The following is a 24951-nucleotide window of genomic DNA, read 5'->3' on the forward strand; positions in this document are numbered from 1 at the left end:
GGCCTTTATTGATTACCGCCAGGTGGCGGCGATACGGAAATCGGCACGTACGCTGTCCTGGTCATCCGTGACGGTATCCAGGGGATGTCCCACATCCAGGCTGTAGCTGTACCGACTGCCAAACTGGCCACTGAGACCCACGCCGACACTGTTGATATCCGCCGAGCGCGGCTGATCACCCCGGATGCCGGCATGATCCACAAACAGATAGGCGTCATGGCTGCCCTTGTAGGGGCGGTGCAGCTCAAGGTTGGCGTAATAGCCCTTCGGGCCGGCGATGGCACCGCGCACATAGCCCCGAACGCTGCCCACACCACCGGCCTGGAACAAATTGCCGGACGGGGCGAAGTCGCTGTCAGACACCTGCCAGCCCAACTGGGTGCGATACAGCAGGCCGGTACTGCCGAGCCGCTGCATCCACGTGAAACCGCCGTTGGCAATGGTGAAATCCTTGCGGGTTCGCAATGGTTCGTCGACGTTGATCCTCGACACGGACTGCTGCAAGGACCATTCGTAGCCGGTATTGCGATATCCCAGATTCATGCCGATGGTCACGATCGTGGATTCCACTTCCGACACGCGTATGCCGCTGATATCGGTGCTGGACCGGGAGCGCGCCAGCGAGCCGGAGCTGCTGAACAACCAGTGCTGGTTTGCGATCCAGGGCTGCCGTAAGTCCAGCGAATAGCTGGTCGATTCGCCCGTGATATCCAGTTGACGGTAAGCACCATCGATGATGTTGATCTGGTTCCGTGACACGCTCAGGCCGACCCGGCCGTTGCGCCGGTTGAGCAGGCCGGAATACGAAACCCGCCCTTCCAGGCCGCCCTCTGCGTAGGCCACCGATCCGGCCAACAGATCGTTGATCCCGGCAAGCCCCCAGACATGCCCCTGCACACCGATCCGCTCGCGTCCCGTCGTCTCGACACCGGCGTTGTCCACGAAGACACCCCCGACCCGGCGTGAAGGCGTCTGGGCCTGCAGCACGATGTCGGTCTGGCCGACCGCCTCGCCCGGACGCAGCAACGCGCGCACCGTCAGGTCGCTGGTGCGGTTGAGATACACCAGATCCTCACGCAACGCGTTGGTCTGCACCACCTCGCCGGGTTGCTGGCGGATGCGCTGGCGCACAAACCGCTCCGGCACACGCGCATCGCCCGTAATCTCCAGCTGTCCCAGCCGCCCTTCGACCAGCTCGACATGCACCACGCCACCGTCGATCTGCTGGCTTCCCAGCCGCGCACGCGCGGTGGTGATCTCACGCGACGCGTAAGCCGCGTTGACGGCCGAGACGATCTCCTCCAACTCGGTCATTCCGATCTGCTGGCCAATGAATGGCGCCGCAAAGCCCTGCAACTCGTCGGCCGGCAAGAACACCGACGGGCTGAAGCTGACTTCCGTCAGCTGGAAGCTGAGACCCGCATCCGCCGCCATGAGGGGACCTTCCGCCGCTGCTGGTGCCACGACCGGGTCGGCAACCTCTGCCTCCGGCGCCAGCTTCTGGCGTTGCTCGTAATAGTTCTGGATGCGCTCCCCCGATCCACGCACCTCGCCGGTGCCGGACTGTGCCATCGCCAACAGCGGCAGCAACATGCCGCCCACCCCCATCCCCAACGTCCAATAACGCATCGCCCACCCTTTATTGATCTTCATCAGTTCGGCGCGCCCATGTTGACGCCGCCATACGTGTCAATCACGACGTCCCCGGTACCGGTGCCGCTCATCGCATCGACGTCCCATACCTCCATCGTGGATGCCGGCTGCAGCATGCGCAGCGTGTAACGAAGTGCACTTTCACCTAGGTAGTCCAGATCGCCCCACTGATGACCGGGGTTGTAGTTCGGCGCGGCAACCCGGTAGCCGTCCGCGAACCGCACCACATACGCATCGGTAAACGTATTGAAGCCGTTCTGATGCAGCTGGAAGGCCTTCCCGGGCTGGCTGAGTTGCACATCGGCCGGACGCAGGATCTGACTGGTGTTGTCCATCCACAGGTTCGCGTTGGCGGTACCCAGATCCAGCGTCTGCCCGATCCAGCCCTGCTCGATATCGACCTGCGCGGCGTTGGTATCCAGCTTGGCCTGCAATGCCTGCAATCGATCGATCACCCACGCATCGCGCGCATCGACTTCCAGCTGGATCCGCCGCGCCACACCGTTCTCGTAACCGGTCAGCGTCGTGGTCAGCGGACCCGAAGCGGTCGCCGACTGGACCACGGCAGCACGGATGTCCGTCGCCGCGAGATTCAGCCGGTTGTCCACGCGCACCGAGTCGAGCGCAATCCCACTACTGGCGGCGACATCGGCCGAGCTGGCCTTCATCATCGCGCCGGTGACATCGCCGTCCCGGGCATCAATCCAGATGGCGCGCCCGGCTTCCAGCGTATCGAAGGCCACGCTTCCGCCGGCGATGATCTGCTGGTCGCGATGGGCACTTCCGTGATCGATGGCGATACTTCCCCCACTGGTGAGGAACGCGTTGTCGCCGGCCGAGTAGTCGCCCCATTGCTGGTCCCCACCGGACGCGGCCACCAGATTCTGGCCCGACTCGGCGGTTCCCACGGTGAGCTGACGGGCGGCGCGGAGCTCGATCTCCCCGCCAACCATCAGGTCGCCAGCGGTCAGGTCGCCGCGCAACGACGTCAGCCGGGCATCCCCCCCGCCAAGGAAGGTGTCGACACTCAGGGATTGACCCGCTTGCAAACGCGTGTTGCGCGCCGCTTGCATGGAACCGACATCAATGGCATTGCCGGCCGTCAAATCGACATCGCGCCCGGCGACCACCGCCCCCATCGTGATGTCGTTACCCGCATCGACCGTGATATCGCCACGAACCGTGCTCATGGTGTCGACGATCACGTCTGTGCCAGCGCTCATCCGAGCGCTGTTGCCGGCTTCGACTGTCCTAAACACCGTCGTTCCGCCGGCGGTAAGCAGCGCGTCACCGCCGACCCGGATTGTGCCCCCGGAGATGTTCCCGCCAGCCTGCAACGAGGCGTCACCGCCCACGCTGGCATCACCCAACACCAGCGAGGTGCCGGCATCGAGCGTCGCATCACCATCGATGCGGGCCGTGCCGATATCCATCGCATCGCCGGACTGCAGGTTTGCGCTGCCTGCAACTTGCGCATTACCGATCGTCATGTCGGTACCGGCCTGCCAGGTGGCATCGGTGCCCACCGTGGACTGATCCACCTGCAGTGCCTGACCCGTGGTCAGCGTCATTGCGCCGGCGCTGGTCGCGTCGATCAGATGCAGATCGGTGCCGGCGGTGGCGATCACATCGCTGCCGCCGTCCAGTTGCTGCACCGTCAGGGTGTCGCCGCCGGACAGTGTCATCGTGTTGCCGGACTGCAGTGCGTTGGCCGCGAGCGCACTGCCGGCGTCGGCCGTCAGTGCACCGGTCACCGCCAGGGTGTCGATCTGCATCGTGGTTCCGCTGGTCAGCGCGGCATCACCGCCGACGCTGCCATCAGCGAACACCAGCGACGTGCCGGCATTGAGCGTCGCATCACCCGCGATGCGGGCTGTGCCGATATCCATCGCTTCACCGGATTGCAGGTTTGCGTTGCCCGCAACTTGCACATTAGCGATCGTCATGTCGGTGCCGGCATCGAGCGTCGCATCACCATCGATGCGGGTTGTGCCGATATCCATCGCTTCGACCGACTGCAGGTTTGCGTTGCCTGCAATCTGGGTGTTGCCTGCCGCCAAATCGGTACCGGCCTGCCAGGTGGCGTCGGTACCCACCGTGGACTGGTCCACCTGCAGTGCGTGACCGGACGTCAACGTCATGGCATCGGCGCTGGTCGCGTCGATCAGATGCAGATCGGTGCCGGCAGTGGCGATCACATCGCTGCCGCCGTCCAGTTGCTGCACCGTCAGGGTGTCGCCGCTGGACAGTGTCATCGTGTTGCCGGACTGCAAAGCGTTGGCCGCGAGCACGCTGCCGGCGTCGGCCGTCAGTGCGCCGGTCACCGCCAGGGTGTCGATCTGCATCGCGGTGCCGCTGCTCAGCGCGGCATCACCGCCGACGCTGCCATCGACCAAGACCAGCGACGTGCCGGCATCGAGCGTCGCATCACCATCGATGCGGGCTGTGCCGATATCCATCGCTTCGACCGACTGCAGGTTTGCGTTGCCTGCAATCTGGGTGTTGCCTGCCGCCAAATCGGTACCGGCCTGCCAGGTGGCGTCGGTACCCACCGTGGACTGGTCCACCTGCAGTGCGTGACCGGACGTCAACGTCATGGCATCGGCGCTGGTCGCGTCGATCAGATGCAGATCGGTGCCGGCAGTGGCGATCACATCGCTGCCGCCGTCCAGTTGCTGCACCGTCAGGGTGTCGCCGCTGGACAACGTCATCACGCCGGCGGACTGCAATGCGTTGGCCGCGAGCACACTGCCCGCGTCGGCCGCCAGTGCGCCGGTCACCGCCAGGGTGTCGATCTGCAGCGTGGTGCCGCTGGTCAGCGCGGCATCACCACCGACACTGCCATCGACCAAGACCAGCGAGGTACCAGCATCGAGCGTCGCATCACCCGCGATGCGGGCTGTGCCGATATCCATCGCTTCACCGGATTGCAGGTTTGCGCTGCCTGCAACTTGCGCACTACCGATCGTCATGTCGGTACCGGCGTTGAGCGTCACATCACCATCGATGCGGGCCGTGCCGATATCCATCGCGTCAGCGGACTGCAGGTTTGCGTTGCCTGCAATCTGGGTGTTGCCCACCGTCGTGTCGGTGCCGGCCTGCCAGGTGGCATCGGTGCCCACCGTGGACTGATCCAGCTGCAGTGCCTGACCCGCCGTCAACGTCATGGCATCGGCGCTGATCGCGTCGATGAGGTGCAGATCGGTGCCGGCAGTGGCGATCACATCGCTGCCGCCGTCCAGTTGCTGCACCGTCAGGGTGTCGCCGCTGGACAACGTCATCACGCCGCCGGACTGCAATGCGTTGGCCGCGAGCACACTGCCGGCATCGGCCGTCAGTGCACCGGTCACCGCCAGAGTGTCGATCTGCATCGCGGTGCCGCTGGTCAGCGCGGCATTACCACCGACACTGCCATCGACCAACACCAGCGACGTGCCGGCATGGAATGCGGCGTCACCATCGATGCGGGCCGTGCCGATATCCATCGCTTCGACCGACTGCAGGTTTGCGTTGCCCGCAATCTGGGTGCTGCCTGCCGCCAAATCGGTACCGGCCAGCCAGGTGGCGTCGGTGCCCACCGTGGACTGATCCACCTGCAGTGTGTGACCCGCGGTCAGCGTCATTAAGCCGGCGCTGGTCGCGTCGATCAAATGCAGATCGGTGCCGGCAGTGGCGATCACATCGCTGCCGCCGTCCAGTTGCTGCACGCTCATCGTGTCGCCGCTGGACAACGTCATCGCGCCGGCGGACTGCAATGCGTTGGCCGCGAGCACGCTGCCGGCATCGGCCGTCAGTGCACCGGTCACCGCCAGGGTGTCGATCTGCATCGCGGTGCCGCTGGTCAGCGCGGCATCACCATCGACGCTGCCATCAACCATTGTCAGCGACGTGCCGGCATGGAATGCGGCGTCGCCACCGATGCGGGCCGTGGCTATCGCCATCGCTTCGCCCGATTGCAGCTCGGCATTGCCCGCAGCTTCCAGGAATGCAACCGTCAGGTCGTCAGTCGCGTCAATCGATGCATCGCCACCAGCCATCGCAGACACAACAACGATCGACCCATCACCGACAATTCGTACATCGCCGTGCAGCGCATCGATCCGGTCAACCAGGGCATCACCGGCAAAGGCAAGGTCGATCGATCCGGTGTTGCTCCGTGCCTCGAGCCTTCCGCCCGAAATGCCTATCGCGGCATTCGGAGCGCCGATGGCACCATCGGCCAACAGCGACACGGCAACGTCCTGACCCACTTGCAGGTGGACTGGCACATCGGTGTTACCGGCGATAGCACCACCGGCCGTGATTGCCAGCACGCTGCCCGGCATACCCGACACCTGGACTTCACCCAACTGCATGTCGCCGGTCGTCGTCAATACCGTGCTGTCGGTGCTGTGCAGGCGGCTTCCCGCGCCCATGGCCAACCCGGCCGCATCGAGCGCAATCGTGGTGGCACGCATGGCCCCACCGTCGGCGATGGTGGCCACGCCACCGGCCGTCACCGTCAGCACATTGCTGGCCCGTGCCTGATCAAGCGACAGGTCGCCATCCGCTGTCAGTTCGACATCATCGTCGCCCTGGACATTGCCCAGACGCATCCAGCCACCACTGGCCAACGTCATACGGCCCAATGCGACGGCACTGTCGATAGCGAGGTTGCCACCGGCATTGACCCGCAACAGCCGTCCGCCATCCAGCGTGCCGGCCGTCAGTGACCCATCGACATCGAGTACGACATCACGTCCCGCCACGATCGAGTCGGCGGTCAGTTCACCCACTGCGTGCAGGCGCACGTCACGGCCGGCAGCGGCACTGAGGCGTCCGTCCGAGGCCAGTTGGAGGGTCAGCGCGCCAGCGACCGTATCGGCGCCAATGTCATCGCGCGCTGTGAGTTCCACCTGACGGCCGTTGACTGCTATGTCATCGCTGTCAGCCAGCAGGCTTCCATCGACAACATCCACCGCCAACGAACCTTCGGCATACAGCCGGGAGAACTTCAGGTCACCGCCATGCTGACGCAGACGCAGATCTCCGCCTGCGCTGGCCGACACCACCTTGCCGGCCACCTGAATGCCAAGCAGTGCGTCGGCGTTTCCATCGACGCCACCAATGTTCCCGTTGGCTGCCAGGATCGCATCACCGCCGACGATGATCGAAGGCGCATTGATCGAGGTACCGCTGAGGTTCCCGTCCACGCTGACGCGCAAATCATCACCGGCACGCACGGTACCGACCTTCAGATTCTCGGTGGACTGCACGAACAGGCCACCACCGGCGGTTGCATTGAGCGTGCCCTGTGCAACCAGGAACAACGGCGAGGTCTGCTTGATGCGGATGCGTGCGATGGCACCGTTCATCACCTGCTCAACGCTCAGCTCAGCCAGCTCCTCAGCCGTGAGCACATGGCCGTCAGGGCCAAGCAGCTCCACATCGCCCGCGCTGTTGGCCAAGGACAATGCCATCGCCTGGGCGTCGTTCAAATTGCCCGCCAGAAAGTCCCCGTAGGCAATTTCCAGCGCATCGGCCACCTGGCCAATGCCATCGCGCGCCGTCAGCGTGATGTTGCGGCCGATCACGGTCGGATCGGTTGTACCAATGCTCGGTGCCTCAGGCTCCAGGGCACCGGCATTGATCGCGTTGCCCAACTGCTCGGTTGTCCAGCGCGCGTTGGCGGCCAGCGACGCGTACAGGTCGCTGGCAGGATCGATCGAAAACGCGTAGCCCGCATCGTGAGTGGCAAAAATCGCCTCTTGGGCCCAGCCAGCGCCGTACAGCTCGGCAAAGTGTCCGGCCAGTGACTGGTAGCGACCATTCACATAGGCCTGCACCTCGGCATCGCCCACCGGCGTCGCGCTGCCGGCGGCCAACGATGCGGCCGCCCGGAACATTTCGATACCCGCGGCCGACGCGATAAACCGGTCAGCCGACACCCCACCCCACGGCAACAGGCTCCAGTACTCGTCGTAGCGCGCCGTCGCCTGGCGCTCGTAGCTGGCAACGGTATCGGCGACACCGGAGCCATCAAGCTTGAGCCGGTCGCGGATCTGGCGGATCTGTGCGTCCGACAGGCCAGCGGCCGAGGTGCGCCGGCTGGCATCGAGAATGGAACCGGAAGGCGCTTCGAGAACAACGTCGCCGTTGCGCGCATGCACGGAATCGAGCCAGAAGTCGCCGGCGACATCACGAACGGCCACATCGTTGAATGCATCCAGACGTACTACGCCACCGGTGAGCTGGCCGTCCGCGCCTTGTGTCTCCTGCGCTGCCAGCACCAGCAATCCATCGGCCGAACCAATGCTTCCATAGCGGCTGGTCAGCGCGACGTTCGCACCATTGACGTCCACCGCATTGCCATCAATGCCAGTCAGATCGCCATTGGCGATGATCACTACGTCAGCCGCCCGGTCACCATTGGCCGCAGAGACCGACAACGCAGCACCGGAGCTGAGGTCCAAGTTGATCGCGCCACCAGTCGAGGTTGCCGCCAGGTCCCCGTCCTGGATGAATGCCTTCACCGCACCAAGCGATCCGACACCGATACCGCCCGCCGCCTTCAAGACCAGATCCCGGGTGGTGATATTGGCCCGCTCACCAGCCTGGATGATGTTGCCCACACCGCCGATGTTGCCTGCCCTCGTCGTCAACGAGGTCGTGCCGCCACCGTTGTTCAGGGTCCCGGCGAGATACAGGTCACCCGTCACGCCGACGTCAATGACACCACTCTTGCCAGTAACAAAATTGATACCGATCGCGTTGTCGGCCTTTACGGTGCCCGTGACATCCAGATAGCCCATCCCCGGCATCCGGTAGCGCCACATCGTCTCCATACGCTTGCCATCGGAGCTCTGCTCGGGAGTGCCTGGAAAACCGAAGTTGCATCCCTTCTGGATTTCGCCGCAGCCGTAGTTGACGTACTCGTTCTGGTAGGAAGTGAAGTCCCCGGCAATTTCCCGTTTGAACCCCGAGACCATCTGGCCTGCATTGACCGTGCGGAATCCGCCATTGGTCTTGTTCCACGTAGCCGCTCCCGAGGTGGGGTTGCCCCAGGCATCGACAAATGTCCAAGTGCCGGCCGTGTTGGCGCTGCTGTCCAACGTACGTTTGACCCAGGCCCGGCGGGTCCACGTGTAGAGCTGGTTTGCCAGCGGGTTGTAGCTGGTCTCGGACAGACCCGATCCGCCCCAGTTGTCGCTCACATTGACCGAGCCATCCAGGTTGGAGGTGTAGGTGATTTCGTACGCCAGGCCATCGCTGCGGACCTTGTTGCGATCGGTGATCTGCACGACGCCCTTACCGCCAGTGCCGACGTTGATATTGCCCAGCTGCACCGCCCGGTCGACATCGCTGTTGACCTCTACCTTGCCGTAGCCGGCACTGACATTGATCGTGCCGTAGGGCGAGGTGCTGACGATATGGCCGTCCAACTTGACGATGCCGCCACCGGAGGCATTGACGTTGTTGACGACAATCCGCTGATTGGTGGCGTCGTAGCTGGCCGAAATCAACGAGGAGTCGGCGCCGATGGTCTTCAGCATGGAGTGCGGGATCGCGTGCATGCCGCCCTCCAGGTCGCGTGCCTGGAACCAGTTCCGCGCCGCCAGTGAGTCCTCCACCTGCAACGACCAGCCCACGCCTGCACCGGCCTCGATGCTGGAGGCGATGTTGATGTAGCGGGCGACGACGTTGATCTCCTTCGCCTTGGTGGTGCTGCGTGCCGCATTCTGTGCCGCTTGCTGATTGCTGGCATAGGCGTAATTGGTGGCCAGCTGTCGCTGTGACACCGTCGGCATGTATTGGGTGTTCTTATCGTGGTTGTACAGAAACGGCATGTAGGAGAACTGCGAGGACGGGTAGCCGTTCTGCTGAGTGCTGCAATTGGCCGAGTCGACAAACGGCAGGCAGTAGCCATAGACCACCAGACTGGTACCTGCAAAAGTCCGTTCGTAGGTACTCCCGTCCGCGCGCCTGAAGGTGACCTTGCCGGTGCCACCGGGCCGCTGAAGCAACTTGATATTCAGGTCCAGCCAAGTGAGTGACGGACCGGCAACGACATTGGCGATGTAACCTGCCGCCTCATTGGCGCTGATGCCGTTGAGCATGTAGTTCAACCAGTCGGCCTCGGGCGACGAGCCGGCGACATAGTCCCTGCTCCGGTCACGGAACGTGACCGTGCCGTTGGGGGCATGCGGGCTGTAGGTTTTGGCGAATACCGAACCGGCCTGGATCAGCGAGCCGCTCAGCGTCGACAACGTCACATCCGAAGCGATCGCATACAGATCGCCGTTCTGGACGATGGAGGTGGGGCTGGAGGAGGTGTTGCGGATGCTGATCGTCGACGCCGCACCCGTATCGGTCTCTACCCGGATACCACCGGCATTCATCGAGGCACCGGTGTAACGCACCTGACCACCGGCGTAATCGGGAACGAAGATATTTCCGAATGCCAGGTGGTCGGCGCTGGCGTTGTTGACGGTGATCGTCGGCGCGCCCTTGGCGATCGCTGCGCCCGTCCCGCCCATGCTGGCGCCGTGCAGGAACACGTCACCGCCGGCGGCGTACATGTTTTCCAGCCAGTAGACGTAGTCGCTGTCGGAAATGGAGTCGTCCAGCCCCTGTCCGGTGGCGGCAATGTAATCGCGCGCCGTCAGGCGGGTCCAGCGGATGTCCCCGCTCACCGTGCCATTGGACGTGATATCCAGATTCAAGCTGTTGTAGGCGCCCGCCGTCAGCGTCCCGTCCAGGCGAACTGTGCTGGTCGAGTCCTGCGCACCGCCGGTTTTGCTGTCGCTCACTTTCACCGGAATAAAGCCGAGCTGGTAGCCGTAGCCCACCGCGCGCGACAGTCGGCTCAGGCCTTCGCTGTAGCTGCCCAGGTAGACATCGCTGGCGCCAAGCAGTGTGCTGCCGCTGCCGATCGACACCGATGCCTTGTCGCTGGCATAAGTGTTGCTGCTTACCAGCGGCACCGCCACCAGACCGCGCACATACCCCTCGGCCTGTGCGTTGGTGGTCAGGTTGGTCTGCTCCAGACCCAGCCCGTTGCGTCCAGCCGTGATGTAGGCGTTGTAGAGCGACGCCATGTCGACGTTTTGACCGACCACGACCGATTCGGTGAGATTGGCCGCCACGTCAACATCCGCCGCACCGACCGCGGCCAGACCCCAGGTATTCACGTAGCCACTGGTGCCCAGATAACCGCCGACCGTGGTGCCCAGGTTGAGATAGCCGTTGCTCAGCAGCGAGGCGTTGTTGCCGACCCGGACGGCGTTGTTGAAGTTGGCGACAAGGTTGGCATCCACGACAGCTGCGGAAATGGCACCGCCCGTGGACAGGTCGACGGTATCGCTCACGTTGGCCACGGTCTTGGCCAACACGTTGATATTGGCATCGCCCACGCTCAGCAAGCCGCTGGTCAGCTTGGCATTGGCACCGATTTCCGCCCGGGTGTCGCCGTCAAGGCGGGTGTCGATCAGCGCGGCACTCCCGGTGATCACTCCACCGGCTGCGGCGCTCACGCGGCTGGTGTCCTGGTCGGAAAAATACCGGTTCTGAGCGACGACATCGATGCCTTGGCCGGTCCGCAGGATGGTATTGGCACCCACGTCCGCCTTTACACGGGCATTTGCCTTGTTGCGTGCCGATGCGCCGCTCGCGCCAACCAATGACGCGTTGGTCGAGTCCGATTGACCGCCGTAGTAGCTATCGTGGGCGGCGTTGACCGCGACGGAGCCGGCAATAAGCTTTGAGCCCGCTCCCACCGAGGACAGCACATCGGCCTTCGCATCGGTGTTGGCCATTGCCGCGTTGCCGGCGACAAGGCCACCGCTGCCCGCCATGGATGCGGCGAAATTGCTGTCGTTGCCGTTGGCAGCCACAACGATGTCACCAGCAAACGTCAGCAAGCCGGCCGTATCCACTCCGGCTGTATTTCGCTCGCCCAGCCAGGCTCGGGTCGTGGTGTCGGAGCTCGCGTTGCTGAGCACGGCGCCGGCGGCCAGCATGCCGGCCGCAATGCCGGTTCCGTTCGCGTGTTGGGTCGTGATCTGATTGGCTTCGACATGGGTGTTCCCCGAGCCCAGCGCGACCGCATTACCGGTGGAAGCTTCGACCGTTCCACCGCTGTGGGCCGCTGCCGATGCCGCCGATCCGGCCAGGTAAAGACCTCCTGCACCGGCGATCGCGGTGGCACTGACGCCACCGCCGTTGAGGCCGCGTTCGGCGGCGATGCGGGTGTCGCCATCACCGATCCAGGCGCGGTCACCCACCTTGGCGCGGACATCCACGTTGCTTTGCGCATCGACCACCACCGCACCCAGCGCAACCCCGGCCGAGACGCTGGCACCGATGCCTTTTGCATACACGCTGGTATCGGCGCGCGCCACTACGTCCAGCTTTGGCGCGGACGCCTGCGAGTCATCGCTCACCGATGCCCCGACGAGTTCGATTTTGGTGTCGTCCCCAACGGACGCATTGACTTGGGCGTCCTCACTGGCCAAGACCACTACCGCACTGCCCGCACCCGCAAAGCCCGCACTGGCACCCATGCCTTCGGCATGGGTGGTGCCACCCAGCTCGGCAAGAATGCCCGCCTGACTGAATCCGGAGAGCGTCGTATTACCGTCGCCACCAAGGAGGCTTGTGACGGTGCTGTTGCGCTGCGCCTGGGCCACCACTACACCGACCGCGAGTGCACCCGCGGCGGCTCCCATCGCATCGGCCTCGACACTGGAATGGTCGCTGGCCGACATGGCGAACGTACCCTCGCTGGTGCCCTTCAACGACCCACTGGCAGCCGCATCAACCTGCTGATCAACTTCGGCATGGGCCACCGCAGCACCCAGCCCGACCAGACCGGCGCCTCCGGCAAATGCATCCACCGCCGCCGCAGCGCTTTCGCCGTCCCCGGCCCGGGCATTGATCAGGACGTTGCCCGCCTCGACCTGTGCATCGTCGATCCGGGCGCTGGTCCGGCCGCGCAGCGCGCTGTAACCAACGCCACCACCAAAACCGATACCGCCCACACCGAGCCCGCCCACCAGGTTGCTGGTGGCCATTCGGGAGGTGGCTTCCACCGAAAGGCTCGGCACGCTGATCTCGCCGCCGGCAATCTGCGCCTGGGTCAGGTCGGTGCTGCCGTCCAGACTGCCCACCTGGCCGCGCGCGGTGGTCTGCAGTTGCGCCAGGCGGGAGCTGCCCATCGTGTTGAGCAGGTTGACGTCGGCATCGGACAGCGTGTCGCTTTTTGCCGTGTCGCTCAGATTGCCGTAGGTGTTGGTCTGCGCCGCCGGGTCGCTACTGGCGACCTCCCCCGCGGCGTCACCGATGCCGCCCCGTCCGGTCAACAACACGCCGGCCGCGGCACCGATACCGGCGCTGCCGCCGGCTCCGGCGGTCATCGTCACCATGTCGACCGCGCGGTCGGACAATGCCGATACATCCAGCGCCGTCGCGGATACCTTGCTGTCCACCACACGCGCCACAACCTCGCTGCCCAACATCACGATGTTGGCGGCCGCACCCACACCGGCGCTGCCGCCGCCAGCCGCGACACCGGCATTTGCGCCAATCCGGAGATGATCGGCGGCCTGCACGTCCACCGAAGATCCGGAGACCGTGGCATTCACCAACTCGGCACGGGTGGTGCCATTGATCTGGTGGAACTGCGCCATACCCGCAACCGCGAAACCGCCCGCGCCACTGCCGCTGACCGCCACACCGGTGTAATCACCATGGTTGTCCGCCTGCACGTTGACGCCGTCGTGCGTTGTCACCGTGGTCGCGTGGCCTGCCTCGCCGATCGCCGCGTGGGTGGTGGTGCCGACCAGATTCACCAGAGTGGTTCCGGCCACGGCCACTCCGCCGCCAGCGACCGCCCCCGCGACCAGTAGCGCCGAACTGTCGTTGTCGGCCGTCACATCCAGACGGCCGGTGTTGACCTTGCCACCGGATACGATGGCGCCGGTGGTGCTGTCGAACATGTTGACCAGGACCGTACCGGCACCGCCCACCAGGCCACCGGCCAGACCGGTTCCGATCTGGATGGCCTGCTGGGAAGCCAGCGCCTGCACCGCCACGTCCGCAGCCGCGCCGACATCGGCGTCCAGCATCCGCGCGGTCGTCCGGGTATTGAAGACAGTGGTCGTACCGGCACCCGCGCCGGAGAAGCTGCCACCACCGGCAACGCCGGCGATGAAACTGGCGGCCGAGACATGACTGGAAGCGCGTACATCGACCTGTTGCCCTGCCCCGGCAAACCAGACGGCATCCAGTACCGGCTGCCCACTGCTGGGCGCATCATCCCCGCCACCGCCCGGAGTGGGCACGGTATAGCCCGGCACCCAGCCCGACAGGTCGTGGCGGTTGATGTCGGCACCCAGGATTTCCGCCGTCGTCGTCGTACCCACCTGACTGACGCCGACCATCGCCGCGATGGCGGCGCTGCCCAGCGGGTTGAATGTGAAGGCACCACTGACACCGAGAGTCGCCACCTCCTGCGCCGTGGCGGCATTGACCGCGATACCGGTTATACCGACCTGTCCCGTGCCCAGATCCACGCCGGTGTAGTCGGCGCGATCCCCCAACCCCGAACCGGCGACATTGCCACGGTGCGAGCGCACGCCCGAATTCACCCTCAGGGTGTCGTTGGGATCGGTCGCCAGCGCGCTCACTCGCGTATCGCTGCCGGTGATGCCGGCGTAGGTACTGCCGTTCATCATGTTGACGACCGTACCCAGACCGATTCCCGCTGCGCTGCCACCCACGCCCAGCGCACCGGCCAGAACGTCAATCTGCTGACGCTGCGCAGCCAGCACGCCGACGTTGTGTTCGGCGATGACATCCGCTCCATCACCGATCAAGGCGGTCGTGCCACCTTCCATCACGTTGACCGCCGCAGAACCACCGGCACCCACACTCCCGCCCGCACCCACGCCGGCGGCAATGGTGTTGATCTCCCCATCCGAGCCGGCCGTCACCAGGACGTTACGCGCGTGGATCTGGCGACCGTGTCCGCCCAGCAATTCCGCACTGGTATTGCCTGAAATCTCGTTGTAAGCGACGGCCAGACCGGCGCCGGCGGCACTGCCGCCACCCACCGCACCGGCCAGCGAATCGATCCGCCGCGCGTCGTGGGCGCTGACAGTCACGTCACTGGTCCGTGTCAGGCCCGCGTTGATATCCGGCGCATCTCCATGCACTGCGGTATCGGACAGGCCCGCGTGGGTGCTGCTGCCGATGATATTGGTCGCATTGCTGCCTGCCACACCGACCCCGCCCAGGGCGATGGCGCCCGCAGCCGACAACGCCTGGATGCGGGCGGCATTGTCCGCCACGACGTTGATGTCACCCCCGGTCATCAGCAAGGCATCGGCAAGCGTGGCCGATGTATCGCCACCAATCTGGTTCACCGTGACCGCCGCGCCCACTGCCGCGGAGCTTGCTGCACCGACCGCGCCCGCCAGCGCGTGGACGGATGCGCTGTTGTCCGCACGGATATCAAGCGCGCCGACAGCCGCATCAACCGCTTCCGCGGTGCCCGCACCCGCACCGATGTCGTTGAGTCCGCGTACGTGCCGGACCGTCGCGCGGGTACGGCTGTCGATCGTGTTGGTCGCCGCCGATCCGGCCACTGCCGCGGTCGATGCGACGGCGCCGGCAACGGCGAGGTTCTTGGTGGCACCGGTACTGCTGGCAGCCACCGAGACCGTGCCATCGACATCCAGATTCACATCTTCGAGGGTCGCCTGCGTATCGTCCTTGATCATCGCGATATTGATCGCCGCACCGATCGCTGCCGTGCTGCCACCGGCAACCGCGCCCGCCAGGGTGTACGCCTTGGACGCATTGCCGGCATCCAGCAAAATGCTTCCGGCGTCGATCCTGCTGTCATTGACGCGCGCGACCGCGGTGTTCCCGATGTCGGCCCATACCAGCGAACCCTGGACCGCGACGTTGCCCGCGGCGCCGACGGCAATCGCACCAGACAGGATCTTGGCCGCGTTGTCGGCGCTGACATCCAGCGCGCCGTCCACGTCCACCTCACTGCTGCCAAGGTTGGCCAGCGTGGTGTTGCCGATGTCGTTGATGGTCAGCGCAGCGCCGACCGCCACCTTGCCGCCGTAGGTTGCCGCGCCGCTGAGCGAGGCGATGTAGCTGTCGTCCTCGGCCGTCAGTGACAGCCCGTTGGCGTCGATCCGGGTATTGCGTTGGCCCGAAGTCGCCGCACCGGCGAGCTCGCCCTTCGCCTCATCCACCGTCTTGCCGACCACCACCGCGGTGGTATTGGCGATGGCGTTGTAGGTCGCACTGCCGACACCGGCAAACTGGCCGCCACCGGCACCGAGTCCGGCGGCAATCGACAGGATGTCGGTCGCGTCGCGGGCCTGCAGCGAGATCTGCCCGGCATCCGGGCTGCCGCCCAGCGCGATGGACGTCAGCGTTGCATCGTTGACCGTAACCGTGTGCTGGTTCTCGACCGTGTTGTAGGCGAATGACAGGCCGGCGGTATTGCCGTTGGCCGCCACCTGCAGCGCGCCGGCGACCGCGATGATGGAGCTCGCCGCATCGTTGCGCTGCGCCGCAGCCACTTGCGTGCCATTGCTGTCGCTCGCGTTGGCCACGTCGGTATTGGCATCGGCCTCGATCGCGGTGCTTGCATTGCCGCAGTAGTCCACACCTGCCGCTGAGCTGCACGTGGACGACGGATCGGCCAGCGTGGCGGTGCCGGCAAACACGTCCAGATTGCCGCCGAAAGCGACCTTGGCACCGTCCTCGATCGCGGCCGAGGTAGTGTTGGCCACCTGGTTCACCACCACCGAAGCCCCGCCGCCAAAGCTGCCCTGCTCGGTGGTCACCCCACCCATCGCCGCCGCAGCCACGATGCGCGAGGCATCCAGCGCCTGCACTGTCACGTCCTGGGCGTTGGCGATACCGGTCCCGTCCGCACCGACGCCGCGAATCGCCGCATCGGCGGAGTCGCGGATCGAGGCATACGTCACCGCGGCGCCGATACCGACCTTGCCACCGCCGTACAGGGCGCCGCCGCCGTTCGCGATCTGCGATGCGTTGGCTGCAGTGACCGCGATGTCGGCACCGCTGGCCCGGCCGGTGATATCGGTATTGCCGATCACCGCATCGGTCCGGTTCTCGGACATCCCCAGCGTCACCGAAGCGGCGATCGAGGCCGCCGTGCTCTGGTCCTTGGAGGCATTGATGCCGATGCCGAGGCCGACGTTGACCTGTTCGGTCGCGTTGTCGGCAGTGACCCCCACGCGTGAGGCGTTGGACACGACACTGTCATCCAGCCGCGCGGAGGTCTCGTTCTTCACATCGCCGTAGGCCACCGCGCCGGCGATGGCCGCGCTGCCCTGATTGTTGTCGGAGTTGGCGATCGTCGCCGCCAGTGCGCCACTGATACTGACCAGCAGGGTGTCATTGAGCGCGGAGGCATCCACCGCCACACCCTGCGCGGGGGTCTTGGCGACGATATTTGCATCGCTGATACGCGCCCGGGTGTTCTGGCGAATGCGGTTGACGGTCGCGCTGCCCGAAACGGCCACGCCAAAGCTGGGCTGATTGAGCTTCTGGTTGCCCGCGTCACCGGCACCGAGCGCTTCGTGCGCTTTGCCGAAGTACTCGTCCAGTGCGCCACCGCTGGCCTCGTTCGCCGTACTCGCCTTGCCTTCCAATGCGGTGACTTTGCTGTCGGCGCGCGACTTGAGCTTGGACAGGAACCCGGGGTTCTTGTCGTTCTTTTCCTTTTCCAGATCGGCTTGCTGCTGCGACTTGCTCTTGGCCACCGCACCAGCCGCCGCGACCGCACCGGCGAGGCCGTGGCTTGCCGCCTGCACCGCCACGCTATTGGCCTGGATACGGCCAGCACCGGTACCCGCCGCGCCGGTCCGCAGCTCGTCGGATACCTTGCCGATAAAGGCCGTCGTGTCGGTATCCATCTGCTGATAGGCGACGCTGGCGCCCACCGAGATGCTGTCGGACATCGTCACGGCACCGGCAACGGACCACGCAAACAGGTCCTCATCCGCATCGACCAGCAGCGAATTGGCGGTGACATTGGCGCCACTGCTCAACCCCGCAACGGTCACGCTGTTCAGATCCAGCGCGGACACAGTGCCGTTGATGCCGATGCTGCCGCCGCTACCGGATTGCAACGCGAGCGAGACAAGGGTTTCGCGATTCTGCGCGCCAATCGCGACGTCACTCGCGCTGTCTATCCGCACCCCGTCGTTGACGATCGCGGTAGCCCGGTTGTCATAGTCGATATAGCCGACGCTTCCGCCCACGGCCACACCGCCATCGCCCACACTGACCCGGTCCAGGGTGAGCCCCAGATCCCCCGCCGCGTGGATGGAAGTGACGTCAACGCCCGCCTGCACCGCGACACTGGCATCGAACCCGGCCGAGCGCGCATCCCCGGCCTGATCAACGCCCTCCAGCGCGGCCTGCCATGCACCGGACTGCGCCCGCGTGGCGGTCAGCTTGGCGCCACTGGCGACATCGGTACGGGCCGTATTGTCGGCCGAGAAATAACTCACCACACCGCCGATCGCGACCGAATCCGCCGAGCCTTTCGCCGCGCCATAGCTGGTGAAAAGATCCGACGGATCACCGATCAGCGTCTTGGCAGCGGTAATCGAGTCCTTGAACGCATCAAAACTGCTGAAGTCGGGCAATGACGCCTGCAACTTGCTGAAATCACGCGGCAGACGCACATCCGATCCGAGTCCGATCCGACGGCCGCTGAGCTCCGCATCGCGGCCAACCAGCGTATGCGCTTCATGGTCAAGCAAGGAGATGATGACCGCGCCGGACAGGCCGAATTTCGCGCCTTCGCCGTCGTCACCCTTGGCCTCGACGTTGCTGATGGCCTGGTGACCGATCTGCGCATCCACCACTTCGCTGTGGATCACGACGTCGCCAGTGGTCGCGAGCTTGACGCCGTCGCCGATGGTGGCCGATGCGCTGTGGTTACCGTTGGTGAAGCTGATCGCCGCGCCCAACCGGAACGGCGAGGGCTTCCGGTCCGGGCCCGGGGCGCTACCGCCGCCACCGACTGCCGACAACACACTGTCAGCCGCCGCCATCCCTTTGCCAGCCAGGCCCTGGACAAGGTCCATCAGCCCAGAACCGTCACTGCCCGACGACGTCGCCTCTTCCTCGTCGTCCTCGTCTTCCTGCGGTGCATCCACCAGTGAGTTGGTCTTGTTGAGCGCCGTGATACTGGCGGCCTGAACCACCGCATCCCCGGTCAAGCCGGTGACACTGCGATCGACGCTCGCACTTGCATGGATATCCTGCAGGCTCACGGCGCCAGCCAGACCCACCGCACCCTGGGCATCGGCGCGGGCCGTGGCGGAGGTTTCCAGCGACGCGGCATTGATCGCCGCGACATCCAGCGCCCCCGCACTGATCGCTCCGGCACCGCTCTGGATGGTTGCAGTGGTATCGACGTTCACGTTGGAGATCGCTGCAGTGAAGCCGAGCGTGGTGTTGTTCACCGCGTGCGACTCGGCCTCAACCTTCAACTGGACATCCGCGCCGGCCTTGACCGACAAGGCGCCCGCCGCGTCGATCGTCGCTCCACCCGCCACGATCGCTTCGGTGGTTGCGTTGACCTCGGCATATACCGCACCAACGCTGAGCACGTGGGTCTTGGCCTCGCCCGTCTCCTCATCCTGTTCCGACTCGTACTGCTTGCCTGCCGCGGTGGCATGGATCAGCTGCGCGGTATGCGCCTGCAGATTCACATCTCCGGAGGCGGTGAGCCTCGCCTGATCACCCACCACCACTTTCGCGCTGGTATCGGTGTGCAGGAACGCGATCTGTCCGCTGAGCGCCTGCTCCAGCCCCAGGTCGGCCGCCGTCGCCACCAGCGAATCAATGTCACCGAGATCACTCAGCAGCGAGGTGGCATCCGAGGACGGATCGGTCCAGTTGGAGTCGGCAGTCGCCGATGCCTGCAGGTCGATGTTCCGGCCCCCCAGCGTGCCGTCGACACTGACCAGTGCGTTTGCTTCGGCAAACCCCGCCTGGGCGGAGGTCCGCGAGACCGCCGACAACTGGATATCCCCGTCAGCCTGCGCGCGCCCGCTCGCCCCCACTGTCACCGAGTCCATGGCCAACAAACGGATGCTGCCACCGTCATTGACCAGCGTCGGAACCGTGGTACTGCCGGTGTTCACCGCGATCACGGTGTCGAGATTGAAATCCCCATTGCGGCCGGCGGCGGGCGCCTCCACAAAAATGGTGCCACTGACATCGATCGCCCGCGCCTGGACCCGAACATCATTGAGCGCGTTGATCCTCGCGCCCTGGTTGATAGTCACGCCCGCCGTGGACAACTGGTCCTGGCGCAGGGTGCCGGTCAACAACGACTCCAGCGGACCGCCCGCAGCCCCGTCCAGGTCGCCAACCAGGCTGGACATGAATTGCGTGCTCGGCGTGGCAATCGCCAACGAGCCGACATTCAACTGGCCATTGGCACCGACCACTACACCATGCGGATCCACAAAGAAGACCCTGCCGCCAATCTCGTTGTCTTTGAAATAGCTGTTGAGCGTGCCGTTGATCAGGGCCTCGCTGTCCCACACCAGATTGATCAGGTTTTTGGCACCGTCCAGATGAAGGTTGACGGTGTCGCCCTGCTGCAACTTGAACTCGCTGAACGAGTTGAACGCATTGCCATTACGCCGCCCCGCTTCTCCGGTGCGGATGTCATAGACGTCGCCGGCGTTGGCGTTGTCCACCACCGTGCCCAGATCGTGCGTGCCCCCGCCGGCGACGATCGTGCTGCTGCCCGCCTGCGCCGTGCCCGCGCTCCACAATCCCAACGCCGAGGCGATCGCCAGTGCCAGCGCTCCGCGGCCGTTGCGTTCCGACCGGATGGCCTGATCAGTCGACGGCATACCGGCATCACGGGCATTCAAGCGGCGGGGGGCGTTGTTCATGGGTTCTCCTGGCGCGCGGCCATATGGATACGCCGCGGCGACAGCCACGGCTTTACTTCACGGATATCAAGCAGATGACAGCGGGGGCCACGCCCCCGGATGTGACCTAGTGGGGCGCAGCTGCAACCGGACGGTTGTCGAGTCGGCGCGTCAGACGCTCGACGTTCACCAGCGACAGCAAGTGCGCGTAGATCCAGCCCAGATCCCCACTGCTGGCCAACTCCTGCAATGCCTTGCCTTTCAGCTCCCGCAGCTTCTGTTCGTCAACCACGAAGAAACCATCGAGAGTGAATTCCGTGCCGCCCACCGGCTGCACCCGCACCTGCTTGAGCTGCAGAAGATCGAGCTTGGCCAGCTTGCTGCTGAAAGCTCGGGTACGTGCCAGATGGACCTGGTACTCCTGCAGGAACTTGAGTGCATTGGCGAGCAACGGCGTGTCCTTGCCGTCGGCGTCGAACAGCGGCTCACCGTCATCGCCTTCCTCCACCAGTCCCTTGAAGGCGGCATCCAGACAAACCGTGAAATCCTGTTCCTGACCATCCTTCTCGGCCAACACGAACGGGTAGCGACGCAGGAAAGCGGGCACATAGGCATCCGCCTGCCACTGGCCGGCCTCGTCCACCATCAGGTTCTGCTGCGGCCGGAGCCCCAGCAACGCCGCAGGCACGACGGCATCCGGCGAGTTGCCTGCAAATACGATCGGGTAGTGACAGGCGGCGCGGGCAAACTCCGAGCACGCCAGCGGAACCGAGTTCAGATGCGAGGCGAACAGGAAGTCCCCCTGCGTCGCGCGGATACGCAGATCCTTGTGCGCCACCCGGTTCAACTGCATCGGGCGTTCGTAGATCAAAAGCTGTTTCATGGTGTCCCCCTGACAGGATGTAAGACCTATTGGGAGTACCGTGGAAAGTGACTGCTTCCTATCAACGTTCTGGAACAGCGGACTCATTTCGTGCCGCGATGGGTCATCCAGCCTGCGCCAGCAACCCATCCACCTGTTGCAGCAGCGCGGAACCGGGCAACAATTGCGCGCGCAGAACCGGTACGGCCAGCTCCAGCTCGGTTTGCGCCTCACTCCGACGCCCGAGCAGCAGCAGACAGCCCGCAACACCCACCCGTTGACGCGCAGACTCCGGATTGCTCTCACCAAAAGTCGCTGCCGCCAATCGTAAAGAGCGCTGCCGGACCGCCAGTGCCGCCGCGGAATCGCCGGCGGCCTCCGCCAGCAGCGCCTCGGCTTCATACCGCTGGAGACGCTGGGGATAGGGCATGTCGATCATCGTCAAGGTGTCCAGGAGCCCAGCGGCAACCTCCGTTTCCCCCGCACCGATATGCCATTGGATCCGGACCAGCCTTGCTTCCAGCCGCGCCGGCGCATCCTCGGGCAGCGATTCGGCCAATCCTGCATCGGCGTGTTCGATCAACGGCCATGCCTGCTGGAATTCTCCGCGACTGGTCAGCAGCTGTGCCAGGCCGACTTCACCACGCATGCTGATGGGTGAATCGACCCCCAGCTTCTGTTTGCGGATCTCCCACGACTGGCGATACAACCTCTCGGCGCCGGCCAGATCGCCGCGTGCCTCCTGCAAAGTCCCGTAGTTATACAGCGCCATTGCCTGGCCGATGCTGTCCAAACCCTCCACCACCTCACCCAGGGCCAAGCGTGCCTGATGCTGTTGATCGGCACTGCGGTAATCACCCCAGTCCTGATACAGATCGGCCAGCGCCTCGTGCTGTAGCAACACGAAACTGCTCTGCGGTCCATACAGGGCAATGGCCCGCTGCATGCCCTCCTGCAACAGCGGGAGCGCTTCGGCGTAGCGTCCCTGTTCGCGCAGGATCTGGGCCAGCCGGGTTTCCACGGCGTGCGACAGACTGGTCCCGCGGCGAGGCAATGCTGCGATGACGCTGCGGAACTGCTGTTCGGCAGCTGCCTGCTTGCCCCACCGCCAATACATCAACCCCAGATTGTGCTTCACCATCGCCAACCGGGCCGGACCGTCCTGCCCCGGAAGCGCACTGTGGATCTCGATCGACCGGTTGAACGCCTGCTCGGCCTTGTCGAACTGCTGCAGGTTGGTCAACGCCAGGGCCTGGGCGTTGTATATCTGCGCCTTCTGGAATTTCGCCCCGCGACCCACCAGCAACGCGAGTCCGCGATTGGCCATTTCCAGCCCGGCCGCGCCATCGCCACTGCGGGTCCGCTCAATGGACAAGTCGCTCATGACCGCCGCTGCATCCACCGCCCGCCCGATCCGCGGGTCCAGCAGGCTGTCCGCTGCCTCCCGCAACAGCTTCTCGGCCTGCAGCGGCACGCCCAGATTCTGGTAAGCCTGCCCCAACACCGAGCGCATACGCGCCAGTTGTACTGGAGCGTCCTCCAGATCCCGCGCTACCCGGAACGTGGCATTGTCGAGCAATTGTCGGGCAGTGAGCTCCAGCTCTCCGCGCTCGGTCCGTTTGCGCGGATCTGCGGTTTCGAAGGCGCCAATCAGGAAATCACTGACCTGGCGGGCGATCGCCGCTTCCTGCTCGGCCTGTTCGCGCGCCTGCATCAGGCTGAGAGCGAACAGACCGGCAAGTCCGGTTCCCACCACCCCGACCGAGAACGCCCGCCAATGCCGCCGCACTCCCTTCCGCAAGGCATACAGGCGACCACCCTGACGCGCACCAACCGGCTTATGCACCAGATAGCGGCGTATATCGCTGCTCAACGCGTGCACAGACTGGTATCGGCTGGCGCTGTCCGGATGACATGCCATCGCCGCGATGGCGTCCAGATCACCCCGCAGTTGACGCCGCCAGGCCAACGTGGGGCTGGCGTTGTCACTGGGTGCAACCAAGGGCCGGCATGCATCATGCAGTTCTCGCGGGACCGGACCACCGCCGAGCAGCTCCAGCAGCATCACACCCAGGCTGTAGACGTCGCTGGCCACGCCAACGGTGTCGCCGCGCACCAGCTCAGGGCTGGCGTACCGGGGCGTGCAGAAACCGGCCGCCTGCAACTGGTGTGAATCGTTGAGCATCCGGGCAACACCAAAGTCCAACAGGACCGGTTGGCCGTCATCCCCTACCAGGACATTGCTGGGTTTGAGGTCGCAGTGGAGCACCAATCGCTCGTGTGCCGCCTGTACGGTTTCGCAGATCGCCAGGAACATGCCCAGCCGCTGTTTCAGGCCGACGTCGTTTTCCGAGCAATAGCGATCAAGCGGCACCCCTTGCACATACTCCATCACCAGGTACGGTGCGCCGTCTGGCGTACTGCCACCGTCGTACAAACGGGCGACGTGGGGCAGTTGCAATCCAGCCAGGATCTGCCGCTCGGCCACCAGTCGCTCCGACTCAGCCGCACCCGACAAACCATGCAGCAGCTTTATCGCCACCGTGCGCTGGTACAGGCCATCGGCACGTTCGGCCTGGAACACCGTCCCCATGCCCCCACTCGCCAGCTTGTCCACCAACCGCCACGGTCCCAGCCGCTGACCGACATCCAGTTCCGGGGTGAGGGCGTGCGAGATGATCGTGTCAAGCCGACTGCGCACCCGCGACAAACCCACGGTCTGGGCCTGAAGCAGGGCGCATACCTCCTCCGTCAACTCCGCGTCATCGGTCAGCTGAGCCAAGTGCGCGCGCCACTGCTCTTGCGGCAGGTCGCACACCTGATCGAAAAGGTCTCGGACCCCGTGCCATTTCCCGGTATTCATGGTCCGCGCCCCTTCAGGAGAGTTGCCGGTTCAACCACGCGCGGGCGAACCGCAGGTCACGATCGACCGTAGGCAGCGATACCCCTAGAACCAGCACGATCTCCTCACGGCTCATACCGCCGAAGTAGGTCAGTTCAATCGCACTGGCCGCCCGCGGTTCAAGTTCCGCCAGACGATTCAAGGCTTGATGCAGCGCGAGCACCTCATAGACCATGTCCTGCTCGCCAGGCGCTGCGCCGGCATGCGACAGGGTCAGCATCTCCACGTTGCCACCGCGCTTGGACGCCGCCCGCGCGCGCGCATGATCCACCAGCACCGCCCGCATTCTCAGCGCGGCCACGGCGACAAAATGCGTCCGGTCCTTGTAGCCGGCATCGCTCTCCATCAAACGCATCAACGACTCATTGACCAGCGCTGCCGGCTGCAGGGTACTGCTGCCGTGTTGCGACAGACGGTTGCGTGCCACCAGCACGAGGTCCGCATAAAGCAGTTCGAATAATTGTTCGCGCGCCTTCAGGTCCCCGCCCTGCCACTGATGCAGCAGGCCCGTGATATTTTCCACCAACACTTCCCCAAGCTGACAGCGTCTCAAAACGCATGAAGTCGACCGCAAAACAGCTGCAGATGGTACGGCC

5 protein-coding genes are annotated in these 24951 nt (G+C 64.8%); all 5 read right to left on the reverse strand.

From position 1 onward, the window contains the following. Positions 1–12: 12 nt before the first annotated feature. Positions 13–1653, reverse strand: a complete 1641-nt coding sequence (locus INQ41_RS08735; RefSeq protein WP_193983715.1) for a ShlB/FhaC/HecB family hemolysin secretion/activation protein — start codon at positions 1651–1653, stop codon at positions 13–15. Continuing rightward, complete coding sequence (locus INQ41_RS08740) at positions 1653–20612, reverse strand: leukotoxin LktA family filamentous adhesin (RefSeq protein ID WP_193983717.1); 18960 nt, start codon at positions 20610–20612, stop codon at positions 1653–1655. The genes INQ41_RS08735 and INQ41_RS08740 overlap by 1 nt, the downstream gene beginning before the upstream one ends. Before the next feature lie 106 nt (positions 20613–20718). Further along, positions 20719–21561: a SapC family protein gene (locus INQ41_RS08745; RefSeq protein ID WP_228076556.1), complete on the reverse strand. Its 843-nt coding sequence runs from the start codon at positions 21559–21561 to the stop codon at positions 20719–20721. Positions 21562–21577: 16 nt separating this feature from the next. Next, the gene (locus INQ41_RS08750) at positions 21578–24316 is read right to left on the reverse strand and encodes a serine/threonine-protein kinase (RefSeq protein ID WP_193983719.1); all 2739 of its coding nucleotides are present in this window, start codon (positions 24314–24316) and stop codon (positions 21578–21580) included. Between the two features lie 13 nt (positions 24317–24329). Then, the gene (locus tag INQ41_RS08755) at positions 24330–24878 is read right to left on the reverse strand and encodes an ECF-type sigma factor (protein WP_228076798.1); all 549 of its coding nucleotides are present in this window, start codon (positions 24876–24878) and stop codon (positions 24330–24332) included. Positions 24879–24951 lie beyond the last annotated feature (73 nt).

Origin of the sequence: Lysobacter ciconiae, from assembly GCF_015209725.1 — a bacterium.
GTDB classification, from domain to species: Bacteria; Pseudomonadota; Gammaproteobacteria; order Xanthomonadales; family Xanthomonadaceae; genus Novilysobacter; species Novilysobacter ciconiae.

Coding starts and splice junctions, on each gene's coding strand:
- INQ41_RS08735 (WP_193983715.1), bottom strand. CDS start 1,653: ATGAAGATCAATAAAGGGTGGGCGATGCGTTATTGGACGTTGGGGATG.
- INQ41_RS08750 (WP_193983719.1), bottom strand. CDS start 24,316: ATGAATACCGGGAAATGGCACGGGGTCCGAGACCTTTTCGATCAGGTG.
- INQ41_RS08745 (WP_228076556.1), bottom strand. CDS start 21,561: ATGAGTCCGCTGTTCCAGAACGTTGATAGGAAGCAGTCACTTTCCACG.
- INQ41_RS08740 (WP_193983717.1), bottom strand. CDS start 20,612: ATGAACAACGCCCCCCGCCGCTTGAATGCCCGTGATGCCGGTATGCCG.